This window comes from Formosa algae, assembly GCF_001439665.1.
In the GTDB taxonomy this organism is placed as follows: Bacteria; Bacteroidota; Bacteroidia; order Flavobacteriales; family Flavobacteriaceae; genus Formosa; species Formosa algae.
Map to the genome: position 1 here is coordinate 19,322 of NZ_LMAK01000056.1, position 16,927 is coordinate 36,248.

The window sequence follows — 16,927 nt, forward strand, 5'->3', positions numbered from 1 at the left end:
TAGATGGTATTATTATAAGCGTCATGAAAACCTATAGCGGTATTGAATTTTAATTGAAAAAATTATTATTTAAAAAGGTTTTGAATTCGTCTTGATATGTCTCACTTACAACAATAAATTCTTGTCTACTATAAATAATTCTATTACGCTCTACCGTTACAATATGGTTTAGGTTAACAATAAACGAACGGTGAATACGCATAAAATGTGCTTTTGGTAGAATGTCTTCAATATTTTTTAGTCGAAATAATGTTTTCACAGACTCACCATGAGTTAAATGTATAGAGATATATTCTTTCTGTGATTCTATATATTTAATATCCTTAAAATTAATACGAATATGTTGCTGTCCCGATTTTATAAATAAAAACTCATCTTTCTTTTTAATCTCACCATCAGTCAAACGGGTTTGAAGTATCAGATCTGATGCTTTATTAGAAGCCTGCAGAAAATTGACATATTCTATGGGCTTTAATAAATAATCTATAGCATTTACTTTATACCCCTCTACAGCATATTCACTGTAAGCTGTGGTGAAAATAATTTTAGGCGGATTTACAAGCGTTTTCGCCAATTCTAAACCATTTAAATCAGCCATATGAATATCAAGAAATATTAAATCGACAGCATGTTCATTAAGAAAACTAGACACACTTAAAGCATTAGTAAACTTCCCTTTTAGTTCCAGAAAAGGCGTTTGTTCTATATAAGACACAATTTGTCTGAGTGCCAAAGGTTCATCATCTACAGCGATACATGTAATCATATTGGTATTTTTATAGTTGAACTAAATACATTTCCATGGTCTACACTATCAAATGTATAATTGTTTTGATACAGTAATTTTAATCGTTTCTGCGTATTTTCTATTCCTATTCCAGAGTTTTCTTCCGTTTTAAATTTTTCATGTAAACTATTTTCAATATTAAATTTCAATTCATGTTCATGAACGCTTAAGGTAATATCGATAAAAGATTCATGCTCGTAACTCACACCATATTTAAAAGCATTTTCGAGTATATTAGTAAATAACAGTGTTGGAATTAAAATATTTGGTGGATTTTCAGGCAAATGTAATTCAATCTTAACGTCTTCGCAAAAACGCAATTTCATGAGTTCTACATAACTTTCAATAAATTTAATTTCTTTGGTTAATGCTATGGGTTTGTCGTTAGCTTCATACAACAAATGTCGCATTAAAACAGATAGTTTTGCTATGGAGCTTTTAGCCTCTTTAGTATCAAAATCGACCAAGGCATGAATATTATTTAAGGTATTCATTAAAAAATGAGGACTGACTTGATTGCGTAAAAAAGCCAATTCATTTTTAATACTTTCTTTTTCTATTTCTGCTTTTTGTCGCTGCATTTCTGCCCATTTCACAGAAAGTTTCATTCCGGTATCAAAACCAACTAGTAAAATAGATAACAAAATTAAATTTACATAAGGCGGATACATATCTGCAGGTGCATGCCTTGATAATTGCCCCTGTGGTGCAATGTTTTTATTTGAGTTCGGAAACTGAAGAGGTGTTTGTCTAGGTGCTAAAGATGCATTTTGAGATAGAAAGGCTTTACGCATAGTGAAAGACCCAAAGACAGTACATCCGATAACACCGAGAACCATTATAAAGTAAATAAATTTCTTATTTCTGAATAAAAAAAACGGAATTAGAAGGAATCTGTTTACACTGAAGATTATTAGTAGTGGTAAATAATCAATCCAAACATTAAAAATTAAACGCCATTGTATAGCATCTGTATTAATCCATTGATAGATTAACGGTAATACAAATAAAAGTATCCAGAATATAAAAGCGAAAACAGAATCAAAAAAACTTGAATTTTGTTTAATTAACACTGTTTTATTCATCTTTTAGTTGCATTTACATTAAAACTAATCTGTAACTAAACAAAAGTGCTATTTCTATACATAGGTATCAAATATTTTCAATAGAATCTTAGTTTTAATCAACCAACAGTTAGAACTACAAACACATTTTACATTAAATGAATTTGATATTCCTCTTATTTATGGATGAGTAAAAAAGTTATTACTAATACGTTTTCAAGGTTTATATGCACTAAAATCTACAATAATTTTGATAAGATAATGTTCATCTTGTTTCTTAAATTTAATATGCTGCCTTTTATACATATTTATACAATACCAGTATAAAACATAGCATTTATCCGCTTTAAAAAACAGCATATTAAATATTTTATTGATGACAAGTTCTTAATCGACTATAATTTTTTTAGTAGTAATAATTGTATTATTATCGTCTTGAACGTTCAAGAAATATATGCCTTTTGATAACTGACTCACATCTATTTCTACATCCTTTTGGGTATTAAATGTAGCTTCTAATTGTTTTTGTCCTACCAAATTATAAAGGTTAACCTTTATGTCTTGATATGTATTTGAATTCAGTTTAATATTCAAAACATCATTAACGGGATTTGGAAAAACAACAATGGTATCTTCTGCTGTCACTTCTGAAACAGACAGACTTTCTAATTTAACTCCATTAATAATTAATGAAAAGTCTTGTAAGCCATCTTGTAATGTGCCTTTATGCGTTACATTTACAGTATATTGTCCAGATTCAATAGTTTCAACATTAATAATTTCAATATTATCTCTAAAATTATCTCCTTTTGAAGCCGCTGCCGTATAATTATCATAAGAAGTATTAGGCACCATAATCCATGGGTAATACGTCTCTGACTCTGATACAACTCTCACGTCTAAATCGTTTATTAGCATAGGAGTCGAATCATTATAAAGTTCATCTTCTAAAGGCTTTGCTGCAGGATCATTCCAACAAATAGCAACCGACAAAGGTTCTGAACCATCAACTTGAATATTTACCGAATATGTATCGTCTTGATTTAAGGTTAACTCTGATATTATTGCAGTTGTACCATTATTTGTAATTACTTCGGCTGCGTTATATGCGTTAAACAATCCCCAACCGTTAGAAAAATCTGGGCCATCAAAATCTCCTGCTTCATCGGTCGTACTTAAAATTAAACCTTTAGCCGTTGCAGCTTTCATATATACAGCGTTATTATTATAATAATGCTGTTGTAACAATGCTAAACCTCCAGAAACAATAGGCGCCGCAAAAGAACAACCTTGTCCTGTAGTATAATTTGTATCACTTGCTTCTCGTGTAGAATATGAGGAAGTACCCACTGCAGTAATATCTGGTTTAATTCTCCAATCATCGGTTGGTCCCCAACTAGTAAATACGGCCTGATTTACAGATTCTGGTCCTGTATATTCTAGAACATCTGAGCATGCGCCAACCACAATAGAGTTTTTACCAAGTTTATTACTGGCTAGTAAATCGTATCTAGACCCATCAGGATTATAGTTATTATTCCCATTATTTGAAGCTCCTGTACACATGACTAAATACGGGGCATTGTAAGATATGTCATCCCATAATTGTGAGTATTGGTTATAAACACCAAATTTCTCATAATCAGATCCTGGGTTTGCAATAATATAAGAATGACTAGATATTAAACCGCCTGCTGCTGCCCAAGCTGGAACTTCAGAAATCCAATTTGATGACGTGTACGATTCTATGGTTGCAGATGGCGCCATACCTTTGGCCTCGGCAACAACACCAGAGGCTATTAATATCCCTGCAATATGTGTAGCGTGTGAAGACGTAGTAGTATTATCTATAATAGAAATATTATCATTAAACTCTTGATGCGTAATTCTTGGCGGGCCACCATCCCATAATCCAAATTCAATACCACTTCCATTTAAATCTAAACCTGAGCTTCCTCCGGTTCTAATGACATCTATTTTTGAGGATATTGCAGAACTTTCATTTTCTAAAGTATAGTATACAGGATTTCCAGAAGTATCGAAATGCGAAAAATAGTTTATTTCGCCATCATTAGACACGATTTTATCTTGTACAGCTTTATGTTTAAACAGAAACTGCGTCGCTAAATAGTCTTCTGAAATCTGATTCAGTTTTTCAATATTTGATTCACGTTTTATAAGTGCTCTATCCTTTTCGGTTTGAGAAAACATGACTGATACAAAAAAACAAGTCAATATTAGTGTGTAAAATTTTTTCATTAATAGTTATAGGTTTTGGGAGTTAATTAAGTGAGTTATGAAAATACCCATTATACTAACTATAGCATAAAAAACAGAGGTTACACATGTACTACGCATCCTCTTTTTTACGAACTCGATAAATATTGAATAAAAATATAAACGTTTGCTTATTTTATTGAACTCTAACTAACAATCTGCAAATTGGATTCTGTTTGGATTTACATTAAGTAATATCTATAACTACGTATAAATAATGACTTTTTAAACAGCATTCTGATGAAATAACAGCACGATACCTTTTTAGAAATTAAAATACAAGGCTAAATACAGAGCCTTCGCCTTCCACACTTTTTACAATAATTCTACCTTTATGAAGTAACATGATTTGCTTACAGAGGCTCAAACCAATACCGCTCCCTGTGGCTTTACTTGTAAAGAATGGCACAAATATATTTTCTAAAATGTCTTGAGGTATCCCTGAACCATTATCGAAAACTTTTAGCACGATATCTCTATTCGGGTTTTGTACAGCAACAACTTTTATTTCGGCATTTGCTATATGTTTACAAGCGTCAACAGCATTAAGAATTAAATTAATCAACACTTGTTCTATAAGATGTGTATCGATATCTAATTCTAGTTTTGGAGAAGTAATATTAAATGAAATATCTATATTTTTAGCTTGTATGGACGGTTGCATAAGACGCTGTATATTATTAAATAATTCTGAAACCTTTGTTCTTTGTAAATTCAGGTTGGTCACTTTACTTAAACTGCGATACGTTTTAGCAAATTTTAAAAGACCTTCACTCCTATTCTTAATTGTTTTAATACCAGAATTAAGATCTTCTAATTCTAAATGTGAAGCCTCAGGAGTTTCAATTGCCATCTGCACATTTCTCTGAAGAGTATCTGCTAAAGATGAAATTGGAGCTATCGAATTCATAATCTCATGCGTCATCACACTTAATAACTTCTTCCAAGATTCCGATTCATTTTTATTTAAGGTAGTATCAATGTCTTGAATTACAATCAATTTAAAAGCATCTTCACCCACCTGAAAAACGGTATCTGAAATTAGTATTTTAATACTTTCATTTTGTAAGGCTATCGAAATTGAATTGGGTTCGCGATGGTAAGTTTCAAAAATGGTATTAAATAATTCGGGTTTTCTATTTTCTACAAACCGTACGTTTTTAAATGACGGAATATCGAGTATATCTCCAAAAGAATCGTTACTCCAAAGTACGTCTCCAGATTCTAAATTATAGGCAATAATTCCAATATCCACCATTTCAAGAATCTTCTGAAGATACACGAACTGTGCCTGATTTTGAGAATTAATTTCTTTAATGGTCCGGTTAATTTCATTAAAACCGGTATATAAAAAACGAATATCTTTTGGTCCGCGATCTTCTGGAAACCATCTTGAAAAATCGCGATACTTTACGGCTTCAAAAAAATCATCCATAGCTACAAAACGCCGTTTTACAAAAGTATACGTATTAATAAATAAATAAAGGATAGCTAGAGTAGCAAGTACAGAATATCCGGAATAATGGTTATAAATAGTATATACCAACACCAAAATCACACTCACAATAAGTAGTATTCTTAAAAACAGTGCAAAAATGTAAGCTCTATAGTTCATACTTCTCCAAACGTCTATATAAAGCGGCTCTTGTAATGCCTAGCTCTTTAGCCGATTTAGACACATTTCCTTTATTTTTTTCTAATACTGTGAGAATGGCGTTTTTTTCAATCTCGTCTAAGTTTAAACTATTGGTTGTATTACTAGTACTTGCCGGAGCACGTTCTATAGAAGAAAACACCAAATCTTCAGGTTTTAAAACTGCCCCATCTGTCATGATTACCGCTCGTTCTAAAACGTATTGAAGTTCTCTTACATTTCCAGGGAATTCGTGTTTTTTTAATTTTGAAATAAATCCAGAATCAAAAGAAAAGGCACTTTTATTATATTTTTCGGCATATAGCGATACAAAATGATGAGATAATGCTGTAATATCTGTACCACGATCTCTTAATGGTGGTACAATAATATCTACCGTATTGATTCTATAAATTAAATCTTTTCTAAATTTCTGTTCGTTTGCTAATACTTTTGGGTCGATATTGGTCGCACAAATCAATCTGATATCTACAGGAATAGCATCATTAGATCCTAAAGGTGTGACTTGTCTGTTTTGCAAAACGGTTAATAATCTTACTTGCTGACTTAAGCTAATATTTCCGATTTCATCCAGAAATAATGTACCGCCATTTGCGGCTTCAAAACGCCCTTTGCGGTCTTCTCTAGCATCTGTAAATGCTCCTTTTTTATATCCAAACAATTCACTTTCAAATAAGGAAGCGGTCAGGGCGCCAACATCTACCTTTATAAAAGGTTGGTCTCTCCTATTCGAATTATCATGAATTGCTCGTGCTATTAAATCTTTACCCGTTCCATTTTCTCCAAGCACCAATACATTAGCGTCTGTAGGTGCTACTTTTTTTAGTTTTACAAACACATCTTGCATCACATCACTATCTCCTATAATCTCATTGCTATGTGTTTTAAGCGTATTATTTTTAGTGTTCTTGGAGGCTTTATTCCCTAGAATTGTGGTAATGGTTTCTATTATTTTTTCATTTTTCCAAGGTTTCATTAAAAAATCTGAAGCCCCTTCTTTTAGTCCTCGTATAGCTAAATCTATATCGGCATAAGCCGTCATTAAAATAACCGAGGTGTCTGGTTTTTCTTTTCGGATTTTATTTAACCAAAAAATGCCCTCATTCCCCGTATTTACCAAACCATTAAAGTTCATATCTAAGATGATGATATCGTACGTTTTTTGAGTAATCTGGAAAGAAATATTACTCGGATTTTTTTCGGTAACCACTTCTTTTACGAGTGGTTTAAGTAGTAAACGTAACGCTGTGAGTACATCCACATCGTCATCTATTACTAATATTGTTGCGTTTTTTAAAATCATTACTCGATAATCGAGATTTATTGGTTAGAAGTTACATCTTGAAAAGATGTGCATTATACTTTACTTAAAAGCTCAGTTTTACAATATTACGATTTTAAATTCAGCTTATAAAGATTAGAAAAACAAAATACATATCGCGTACAAAAGTGTGCATTTCCGAACATAAAGTGTACCAAAACCGAACACTTTTATTTTAATCAAAAATATCAAACAGCTAAAAATCAGTTATTTATATTTATGGCATCATCTTCACTATACCCTATAGTATAAATAACAAATCAATAATGGACGTTCCAATTCAAAAGAAAAAATTTTCAAATCAAAAGCTTGGTCTTCTTCTCGGTATTCTAGCCATTTTAGCGTTAATAGTATATGTTACTATTAAAACGTCTGGTGGTTCTAAATTAAATGTAGAGACAGAACGCATATCTATAAACACAGTGACTAAGGCTGCATTTCAAGAAAACATACCTGTTAATGGTATCGTACTTCCTATTACAACTATTTATTTAGATGCTTTAGAAGGTGGCCGAGTTGAAGAAAAATTTGTAGAAGATGGCGCTATGCTTAAAAAAGGCGAACCTATTTTAAGATTATCGAATACCGATTTGGAATTAAGTTTAGTAAATCAAGAAACGTCTGTTTACAACTTGTTAACGCAAATGCAGATTTCTCAAAACGCAGCCCGCCAAAATACTATTAATAGACAAAATCAATTTACAGATGTTGAAAATAACTTGATTGAAGCTGAACGTATTTACAATTTAAATAAGCGTTTATACGAAAAAGGCGCGATTGGAAGAATGGATTACGAATCGTCTCAAAACAATTATGAATACCAAAAAGAGCTGATGAGATTGGCTAAACAAGTCTTAGCAGAAGATACCATTTCGACAAAATTAGAAGTAAATCAGGCTAAAAATTCCTATGCCAGAACACAAAGTGCTTTAGCATTAATGCGAAAAAAAGTAGGCGATTTAGTGGTTAGAGCGCCTATAGATGGACAATTAACATCTCTAGATGCAGAAATCGGTCAATCCATAAATAAGGGTACACGATTAGGTCAAGTAGATGTAACGAGCGGTTACAAAGTACGAGTAGATATTGATGAGCATTATATTTCCAGAATTTATAACGGACAAAGAGGCACATTTACGTTGAACAATAAGACGTATACGTTAGAAATTAAGAAAGTATTTACACAAGTGACTAACGGACGTTTTCAAGTAGATATGAAATTTGAAGGCGATATCCCAGAAGGCATAAGACGCGGTCAGAATTTACAAATACGTGTAGCACTAAGTGCTGAAAAAGAAGCCTTACTTATTGCTAAAGGCGGATTTTTTCAAAAAACAGGTGGCAATTGGATATTTAAAGTCAGTGAAGATGGTGGTTCTGCCTACAAAGTAAACATCAGATTAGGAAGCCAGAATACAGAATATTATGAAGTATTAGAAGGTTTAAACCCTGGAGATAAGGTAGTAACTTCGAGTTACGATACTTTTGGTGATGCCGAAGAATTGATTTTGAAATAGAGCCAAGAGGTAAGACTAAAGATTAAAAAGAATTTAAATATATAACCAGAAATTAGTTCATAGAGACTATCAACTATCAACCAATTACTAAAGACTAAAAGCATGATACAAATTACAGACTTAGAAAAGTTTTATAAAACTGAAGAAGTACAAACCATCGCCTTAAATAAATTATCATTTAATGTAAAAGAAGGTGAGTTTGTGGCCATTATGGGACCATCAGGATGCGGAAAATCTACCTTACTAAATATATTGGGATTATTGGATGATCCTGACGGTGGTAGTTTTAAGTTTAACGGCACCGAAGTCGCTGGCTACAACGAACGTAAACGTTCAGAATTACGTAAACACAATATCGGTTTTGTATTTCAGAGCTTTAACCTAATTGATGAACTTACCGTTTTTGAAAATGTAGAATTACCATTGATCTATACCGGTGTAAAGCCTGCTGAACGCAAAAAGCAAGTCGAAGCTGTTTTAGAAAAAATGCAGATTATGCACAGACGGAATCATTTTCCGCAACAATTATCTGGAGGGCAGCAACAACGTGTAGCCGTAGCACGAGCAGTTGTAAATAATCCGAAATTAATTTTAGCAGATGAGCCTACAGGAAATTTAGATAGTACTAATGGTAACGAAGTTATGGATTTACTAATAGACCTTAACGAAGCAGGAACCACCATTATTATGGTTACACACAGTGAGCACGATGCCAAATACAGCCACCGTATTATTAGAATGCTAGACGGACAAAAAGTAACAGAGAATATTTTAGCATAAGTAGATTTTCATCAATCAATCAATCAATCAATCAATCAATCAATCAATTTGGAATGCAACACTTCAGTTTTTTATACATGAATTAGTCAATTCCCACTGAAGTGTGTCATCCAAATCAATCAAAAAACGAATAGTAAATCCTAACTGCCATGCTTAAAAATTATTTCAAAATAGCGTTCCGGAATCTTATCAAAAATAAGGTGTATTCCATAATTAACATCTCAGGGCTAGCAGTCGGTATGGCAGCAACCATTATGATAGGCTTATGGGTTACCGACGAATTAAATTTCAATAACCACTTTAAAAACAAAGCTACTATTGCACAGGTATTTCAGAGCCAAACCATGAACAAAGAAACAGGTACTGGTCCTGCTATTCCGCGTCCGTTGGAATTTGTATTGCAACAAGAGTATGCAGATAATTTTAAACATATTATTATGTCGTCTTGGTTACAACCACGCTATTTAAAGTTTGGAGATACTAATATCTACAGGGAAGGGAATGCCATGCAAGAAGGTGCGACAGCTATGTTGGATTTAGACATTATCGCGGGAGAAAAAAATGGACTAAAACAGAAAAACGCCATTATGTTATCGGAATCGGCTGCGAGGTCGTTATTTGGTAATTTACCTGCGCTTGGCAACGTCATAAAAATAAATAATGAAGATGATTTAGTGGTCACTGCCATCTATAAAGATATACCTGCCAACAATTCATTCAGTGACATGAAGTACATTATTCCCTGGAAACATTATATAACCACTCAAGACTGGATAGAATTTTCTAAAGATGCATGGGATAATAATTCGTTTCAACTCTTCGTACAACTACATGATAATACGACTATGGAATCTGTAACAGCTAAAATTAAAGATATAAAGAAAGATACTGCACCAGATACCGCAGAATTTAATCCGCAGTTATTTTTATTACCCATGAAAGATTGGTACTTACGGAGCGATTTTGAGAATGGTGTGCAAGCTGGCGGACGTATTGAAAATGTTTGGTTGTTTGGCATTATTGGAATATTCATTTTATTACTCGCCTGTATTAATTTTATAAATTTAAGTACTGCCCGTTCCGAGAAACGAGCAACTGAAGTCGGCATAAGAAAATCGATAGGCTCAAAACGTAGTCAGCTCATTTTTCAATTTTTAAGCGAGTCGTTTTTAATTGTTGTACTATCATTTATTGTAGCATTGGGTTTGGTGTTATTATTCTTAAACGGATTCAATATTCTAGCGAGCAAAGCCATTGTTTTTCCTTGGTTCAACAGCCAATTCTGGGCTATTTCATTATTTTTTGTTATTGTAACTGCATTTTTAGCAGGAAGTTATCCAGCCATTTATTTATCGTCTTTCAATCCTGTTACTGTTTTAAAAGGCACCTTTAAATCTGGCCGTTATGCCTCTTTACCAAGAAAAATTCTTGTGGTAACCCAGTTCACCGTTTCTGTAGCCTTAATAATAGGAACGCTGGTGGTAATGAATCAAATTCAATTTTCTAAAGACAGACCTGTGGGTTATAACAAAAAAGGACTTATTCAAATTCCTGTAATGAGTAATGAGTTCTTAGGAAAACGAGATGTGATACGAAATCAGTTAATTGATTCTGGTGGCGCTATAGAAATGGCAGGAACTAGCGGACCCATGACAGATGTTTGGTCAAATCGTTCAGGTTATACTTGGGATGGAAAATCAGCAGGATTTCAAGAAGATTTAGCATACACCACCGTGTCTTATGAGTTTGTTGAAACTTTAGGCTTAAAAGTAACGGCCGGTCGCGGATTTTCTAGAGCATTTGCGACGGATTCTACTGCGGTCATTTTAAACGAAACTGCCGTAAAATACATGAATATTAAGAATCCGATAGGAAAATATATCCGCGATTCTGATACCGAGAACCAAGATCCCCCTTTAAAAATTGTTGGTGTGGTTGAAGATATGGTTATTCAATCCCCTTATAGTCCTGTAAAACAAGCCATGTATGCATTTGACCGAAATGACAATACTGCTTTTTATAATGTAAGACTTAATCCTGAACACAGTACAAGTGAAAATTTAACTCGTATTGAAGGCGTCTTTAAAAAGAACTTCCCAGATACACCTTTCGACTATCAGTTTATAGATGAAGAATATGGCGCAAAGTTTAAATCTGAAGAACGCATTGCCAGTTTATCACGCGTATTTACTGTATTGGCTATTTTTATTAGTTGTTTAGGCCTTTTCGGGTTAGCATCGTTTGTGGCCGAGCAACGCACTAAAGAAATTGGAGTTCGTAAAGTTTTAGGAGCATCCATCAGCCAGTTGTGGTTACTATTATCTAAAGACTTTATCACACTTGTAGTCATTGCTTTATTAATCGCTTCACCTATTGCCTATGTTGTTATGGGACAATGGTTGCAGAAATTTAGTTACCGAACCACTGTAAGTTGGGATGTCTTTGCTATTGCGTGTTTGGGCGCTTTAATTATCACATTAATCACGGTGAGTTTTCAAGCGATTAAAGCAGCAACATCTAATCCTGTAGATTCTTTAAGAACCGAGTAAATTAATCAAAAAGGGTACAATCATGTTTAAAAATTATTTCAAAATAGCACTCAGAAACCTTTGGAAGAATAGAACGTTTACAACACTCAATGTGGTTGGACTTACGGCAGCATTTGGAGTGGCCATATTGTTGGCGATGTATACCGTTTTTCAATTGTCTTTTGATCGCTTTCATGAGCATGGAGATGAAATCTATCAAGTGTATACAGAAGATAGTGGGTTAAATGGCATTGAAGCTAACATCTCAAAATCCGAACCTTTTGCTGCGGCTTTAAAAGATGAGGTTGCGGGAGTTGAGAAAATTACACGCTATATTAGTACTGGTGTCTTATTAAGTCAAGATGACAAGCAATTCGATATGAGTACGGCTTATGTGGATCCCGATTTTTTTGAGATATTTAGCTTTCCAATCATAAAAGGAGATACCAAAAACCCAATAACGTCAGAGTCTTCTGTGGTAATGACTGAGCTAGCTGCTAAACGTATTTTTGGAGATGAAGAGCCCATCGGACAAACGGTTAGCATTCTAAGAGATGAGCAACAAGTACCGTTTACGGTTACTGCAATCGTAAAAGATTTTCCGAATACAAGTTCAATGGATTTTGATATCGTTTTAAATTTTAAAAGTCAGAATGAACACGCATACGCCAGAACCATAGGGCGCTGGGACATGGAGAACCATGAAGTATATATGCAACTTGCAGAAGCTGTACAACAAGAGCAATTTGAAAAAAACACCACAGATTTCACCCAATTACATTATAAAAACGTGATTGATAATGCCAAGCGTGATGGGTTTCAGCCTAATCCTGAAGGTCTTTATAGACAACTAAAACTATTGCCTTTGGCAGATGTTCGATTTGCTAATTTTAATCAAGGCGCAGTAACTGTAAGTCGTACCATGCCCTATTTGGTCTTGGGGATTTCAATTTTAATTCTGTTTATCGCTTGTGTAAATTTTATCAATATGAGTATTGCTAAAAGTGCCCAACGTTTGCGTGAGATTGGCATGCGAAAAACATTAGGTGCAAACAAAAAACAACTGTTCTTTCAATTTTGGGGTGAAAGCATTTTAGTATTTTTAATTTCCATCGGACTAGGAATTTTATTAGCCGTGTTTTTACTACCATACTTTCAAACCATATTTAAAACCCAAGCGTCATTGGCAACCTTATTAAACCCATCATTGTTGTTGGTGCTTATTTTAAGTGTTTTGCTGATTACATTAATTGCTGGAGGTTATCCTGCGTTATTAATGAGTCGTCTTGGAACCTTACAAAGTTTAAAAGGAAAGCTCGACGTTCATGGTAAAAATCATTTGCGAAATAGTTTAATGGTCTTACAATTTGGAATTGCTATTTTACTGATTAGTGGTACGCTTGTACTTTGGGATCAGGTGGAATTTATGAGGACTAAAGACTTAGGTTTCAATAAAGATCAGGTGATTGCTTTTCCCTTGAATGGTCAACTTAACGATCAACAAGCAATAGAATTACTTCGAAATAAACTTCAAGATAAACCTAATATTTTAAGTGTTACTGCATCTAATACTATTTTAGGTTTAGGAAAAGATGGCTCGCGTTCGACAAGTGTCTTGGGTTTTGAACATCAGGGTCGCGGTGTGGATACACACATGGTGGTGGTTGATGCCGATTATATTGAAACCTTAGACTTGAATATTATTAAAGGTCGTGCTTTTCGAAAAAACTTAGCGAGTGATAGTCTTTCGGTTATTATCAATGAAGCTATGGCAAAGCAACTCAATGAAGATGATATTTTAGCCTCACAGATAGATTTAGATGATGCTGTATATTCTGTTGTAGGTGTTATTAAAGATTTCAATTTTCAGGAACTCGACCAGACGATTGCACCAATGACTTTATTTGCGCTTCCTAACTGGAATTTACGCAACGTATACGTTAAGGTGTCATCACAAAATTTAGAACAAGCCTACACCGATGTAAAAGCAGCTTGGAATTCTATTGAACCAAATGCCGAATTTCAAGGGTCTTTTTTAAATGAAAATATTGATAGAACCTTACGACATGAGCGCACTATGATTACCATGATTGGTAGTGGTTCTATTTTAGCTATTATCTTAAGTTGTATCGGTTTATTTGCCATGTCTTTGCTTATTGTAGCACAACGTAAAAAGGAAATCGGAGTTCGTAAAATAGTCGGCGCAAGTGTCTCGGCCATTACCATTTTACTTACCAAAGATTTTTTAAAATTAATCGTTATAGCGTTTCTTATAGCATCACCAATAGCATGGTGGGCCATGAGCAAATGGCTACAGAATTATGTGTATCGTATAGAACTCAATATTTGGATGTTTTTAGGAGCAGGTGGAATTGCTGTAGTGATTGCCATGTTAACCATAGCGGTAAAAACGATTAAAGCAGCGACTTCTAATCCTGTAGATTCTTTAAGAACCGAGTAAATCAATCAAAAAGTGTAAAATCATGATCAGAAATTATTTCAAAATAGCTTGGAGAAACCTTATGAAGCATAAGGTATTTTCTCTTATCAATATTATTGGATTAACCATTGGTATAAGTGCGTCTGTTGTAATTGGTTTAATGATTTTTTACGATACTACTTTTGATACGTTTCATAAAGATAGCGATCGCATATATAGAGTGGTTTCAGATTTTAGTGATCCCGAAGAGTCTTTTAGTAATTCAGGCGTCACACTTGCATTAGAAGATGCTATAAAAGAGCAATCTAATTTAGAAATTGTAAGTGGATTTTACATAGAACGCCCTTCTAAAGTTGAAAACAAAGCCTTAAATTCAGAATTTAAATGGCCAAACTTTGTCATTTATACCGATGAAAATTATTTTAAAATATTCGATTATAATTTTCTAGCGGGCGATACAGACCATGTTCTTACACGTCCCAATACTGTTATTCTAACCGAACAGCGAGCAGCCAATTATTTTCCAAATACAGCAGCATCAGATATTATTGGGAAAACACTTGTTTATAATGACTCGCTTCAAATTACAGTAACGGGTATTGTAGAAAATTTTAAACAACGTACAGATTTTGTCTTTGAGGAATTCATCTCGAAACCAACACTGCTACAAACCCGATTAAGAGCACAGGTATTAGAAAAAAATTGGAATAGCACCAATTCAGATTCACAGCTTTTTGTAAAAATTAATGCTAATGCCGACTTACAAACTATTCAAAACACATTAGATGATTTAGCAAAAGAACATACCGATGAAGACTCAAAAAAATATGGTGAAGAACGAAAATTTTCTTTACAACCTTTAGCAGATATTCATTTTAATGAAGCTTATGGCATTTACGATTGGAGTAAAGGTCAAGCCAGTACATCTTTATTACTAAATTTAGCATTAGTCGCTTTATTTTTATTGCTCTTGGGGTGTATTAATTTTATTAACCTCAACACTGCTCAAGCTTCACAACGTGCTAAAGAAATTGGGATTCGCAAAACCTTAGGAAGTTCAAGACAGCAACTTATTGGTCAGTTTATGGGCGAAACTTTTTTGCTAGTGCTCATATCAGCACTACTTTCTGTGTTACTTTCTAAATGGTTAATTACTGTATTTTCAGATTTTGTTCCCGAAGGTTTAGATTTCGAACTGATTACATCTCCAATAATCATTGTTGCTTTTATACTGTTGCTGCTTATCGTTACCTTTTTGTCTGGTTTTTATCCTGCCTTAGTCCTTTCAAAATTCAACACGGTTTCCGTTTTAAAAAATCATCTTGCTATTGGTCAGAAAAAAGCAAAGCTTCGTAAATTCTTAACCGTGTTTCAGTTCACCATTGCACAAGTATTTATCATTGCCACCTTGCTGGTTGGGAAACAAATTAATTTTCTGCTTACAAAAGATATGGGGTTTAAAACCGATGCTATTGTATCTGTTTATAGTCCTAGAAACGAACGTAGCATTGATAAAAAAGAGCGTTATGCACGAGCACTTAGTAAAATTCCGGAATTAAAAACCATTAGTATAGGCGGTGTAGCTCCCGCTTCATTTAATGTCTCGAGTTCTGGATTATCTTACACAAATAAAAACAAAGAAATCCATACAGACATTCAATTTCTGTATGGAGATACCCACTATTTAGACCTCTTTGAATTACAATTACTTGCAGGCCGAAACATTAGAAACGACACCATACAAGAACTTGTAATTAATGAAACTAGCAGAAAACTTTTAGGTTTTGATAATCCCAATGAAGCGATTGGGCAAATAGTACAAGTAAACAATGAAACTGTTCCTATTGTTGGCGTGATGTCCGATTTTTATCAACGTTCATTACGAAGTTCCATTAAGCCCATGGCATTGCGTGGCGATTGGTACCGCCCAGATTATAGTCAGTTTCAAACTCTGCATATTGCATTTCATAATGAAAGTTCCGAAGGTTTAAAGCAGACATTATCTAAAATTGAAGATGCCTACAGATCGGTCTATACAGATACAGAAGAGTACCGCGTAGAGTTTTTAGATGAAAACATTCAGAAATTCTATAATCGTGAGCGTAAAATCTCTAAACTTCTAAATTGGGCAACTGGTTTATCTATTCTTATTAGCTGTTTGGGCTTATTAGGCTTGGTCATTTATACCACCAACAGACGTGTTAAAGAAATTGGAGTGCGTAAGGTTTTAGGTGCTTCTCTAATGGAAATCAACACCCTATTATGTAAAGAGTTTTTAATTTTAGTCGCTATGGCTTTTGTTATTGCCGCTCCAATTGCATGGTATGGCATTACGCGTTGGTTGCAAGATTTTGCATATAAAACCAGTGTAAGCTTTTGGGTGTTTGTAGTAAGTGGTGCGGCCATGATACTCTTTGCTTTACTAGTAATTAGTTTTAAAACGCTGCAGGCTGCAAATGCCAATCCTGTAGAGGCTTTGCGTTCAGATTAAAGTGTTCGATTACGAACAAAAAGTGTATCAAAAGCGAACACTTCTGTTTTTTAAAACAAACACAAAAA

General features: G+C 33.9%; 10 protein-coding genes. 5 read left to right on the forward strand and 5 right to left on the reverse strand.

Annotated features, from left to right (window positions below; translation table 11 throughout):
* Window positions 1-49: 49 nt before the first annotated feature.
* From AST99_RS12640 to AST99_RS12660, 5 genes are all read right to left on the reverse strand, one after another.
* The gene (locus AST99_RS12640; RefSeq protein WP_057782200.1) at window positions 50-766 is read right to left on the reverse strand and encodes a LytR/AlgR family response regulator transcription factor; all 717 of its coding nucleotides are present in this window, start codon (window positions 764-766) and stop codon (window positions 50-52) included.
* A complete protein-coding gene (locus AST99_RS12645; protein ID WP_057782201.1) occupies window positions 763-1,872 on the reverse strand; it encodes a sensor histidine kinase in 1,110 nt (369 codons plus the stop codon). The genes AST99_RS12640 and AST99_RS12645 overlap by 4 nt, the downstream gene beginning before the upstream one ends.
* A gap of 366 nt (window positions 1,873-2,238) precedes the next feature.
* Window positions 2,239-4,110 carry a S8/S53 family peptidase gene (locus AST99_RS12650; RefSeq protein ID WP_083495686.1) on the reverse strand — a complete coding sequence of 624 codons (1,872 nt, stop codon included), beginning with the start codon at window positions 4,108-4,110 and terminating at the stop codon, window positions 2,239-2,241.
* A 289-nt stretch (window positions 4,111-4,399) separates the two neighbouring features.
* Window positions 4,400-5,743: a sensor histidine kinase gene (locus tag AST99_RS12655; protein WP_057782203.1), complete on the reverse strand. Its 1,344-nt coding sequence runs from the start codon at window positions 5,741-5,743 to the stop codon at window positions 4,400-4,402.
* Window positions 5,733-7,085, reverse strand: coding sequence for a sigma-54-dependent transcriptional regulator (locus tag AST99_RS12660; protein WP_057782204.1), 1,353 nt, complete (start codon window positions 7,083-7,085; stop codon window positions 5,733-5,735). Before AST99_RS12660 ends, AST99_RS12655 begins: the two co-directional genes overlap by 11 nt.
* Before the next feature lie 284 nt (window positions 7,086-7,369).
* Between AST99_RS12660 and AST99_RS12665 the strand changes: the two genes are divergently transcribed.
* From AST99_RS12665 to AST99_RS12685, 5 genes are all read left to right on the forward strand, one after another.
* Complete coding sequence (locus tag AST99_RS12665; RefSeq protein WP_057782205.1) at window positions 7,370-8,620, forward strand: efflux RND transporter periplasmic adaptor subunit; 1,251 nt, start codon at window positions 7,370-7,372, stop codon at window positions 8,618-8,620.
* A gap of 102 nt (window positions 8,621-8,722) precedes the next feature.
* Window positions 8,723-9,400, forward strand: coding sequence for an ABC transporter ATP-binding protein (locus AST99_RS12670; protein WP_057782206.1), 678 nt, complete (start codon window positions 8,723-8,725; stop codon window positions 9,398-9,400).
* Window positions 9,401-9,549: 149 nt separating this feature from the next.
* A complete protein-coding gene (locus AST99_RS12675; protein WP_057782207.1) occupies window positions 9,550-11,949 on the forward strand; it encodes an ABC transporter permease in 2,400 nt (799 codons plus the stop codon).
* Between the two features lie 22 nt (window positions 11,950-11,971).
* Entirely contained in the window at window positions 11,972-14,389 is a 2,418-nt protein-coding gene (locus AST99_RS12680) for an FtsX-like permease family protein (RefSeq protein WP_057782208.1), read from the forward strand.
* Between the two features lie 61 nt (window positions 14,390-14,450).
* Complete coding sequence (locus AST99_RS12685) at window positions 14,451-16,859, forward strand: ABC transporter permease (RefSeq protein WP_307414667.1); 2,409 nt, start codon at window positions 14,451-14,453, stop codon at window positions 16,857-16,859.
* Window positions 16,860-16,927 lie beyond the last annotated feature (68 nt).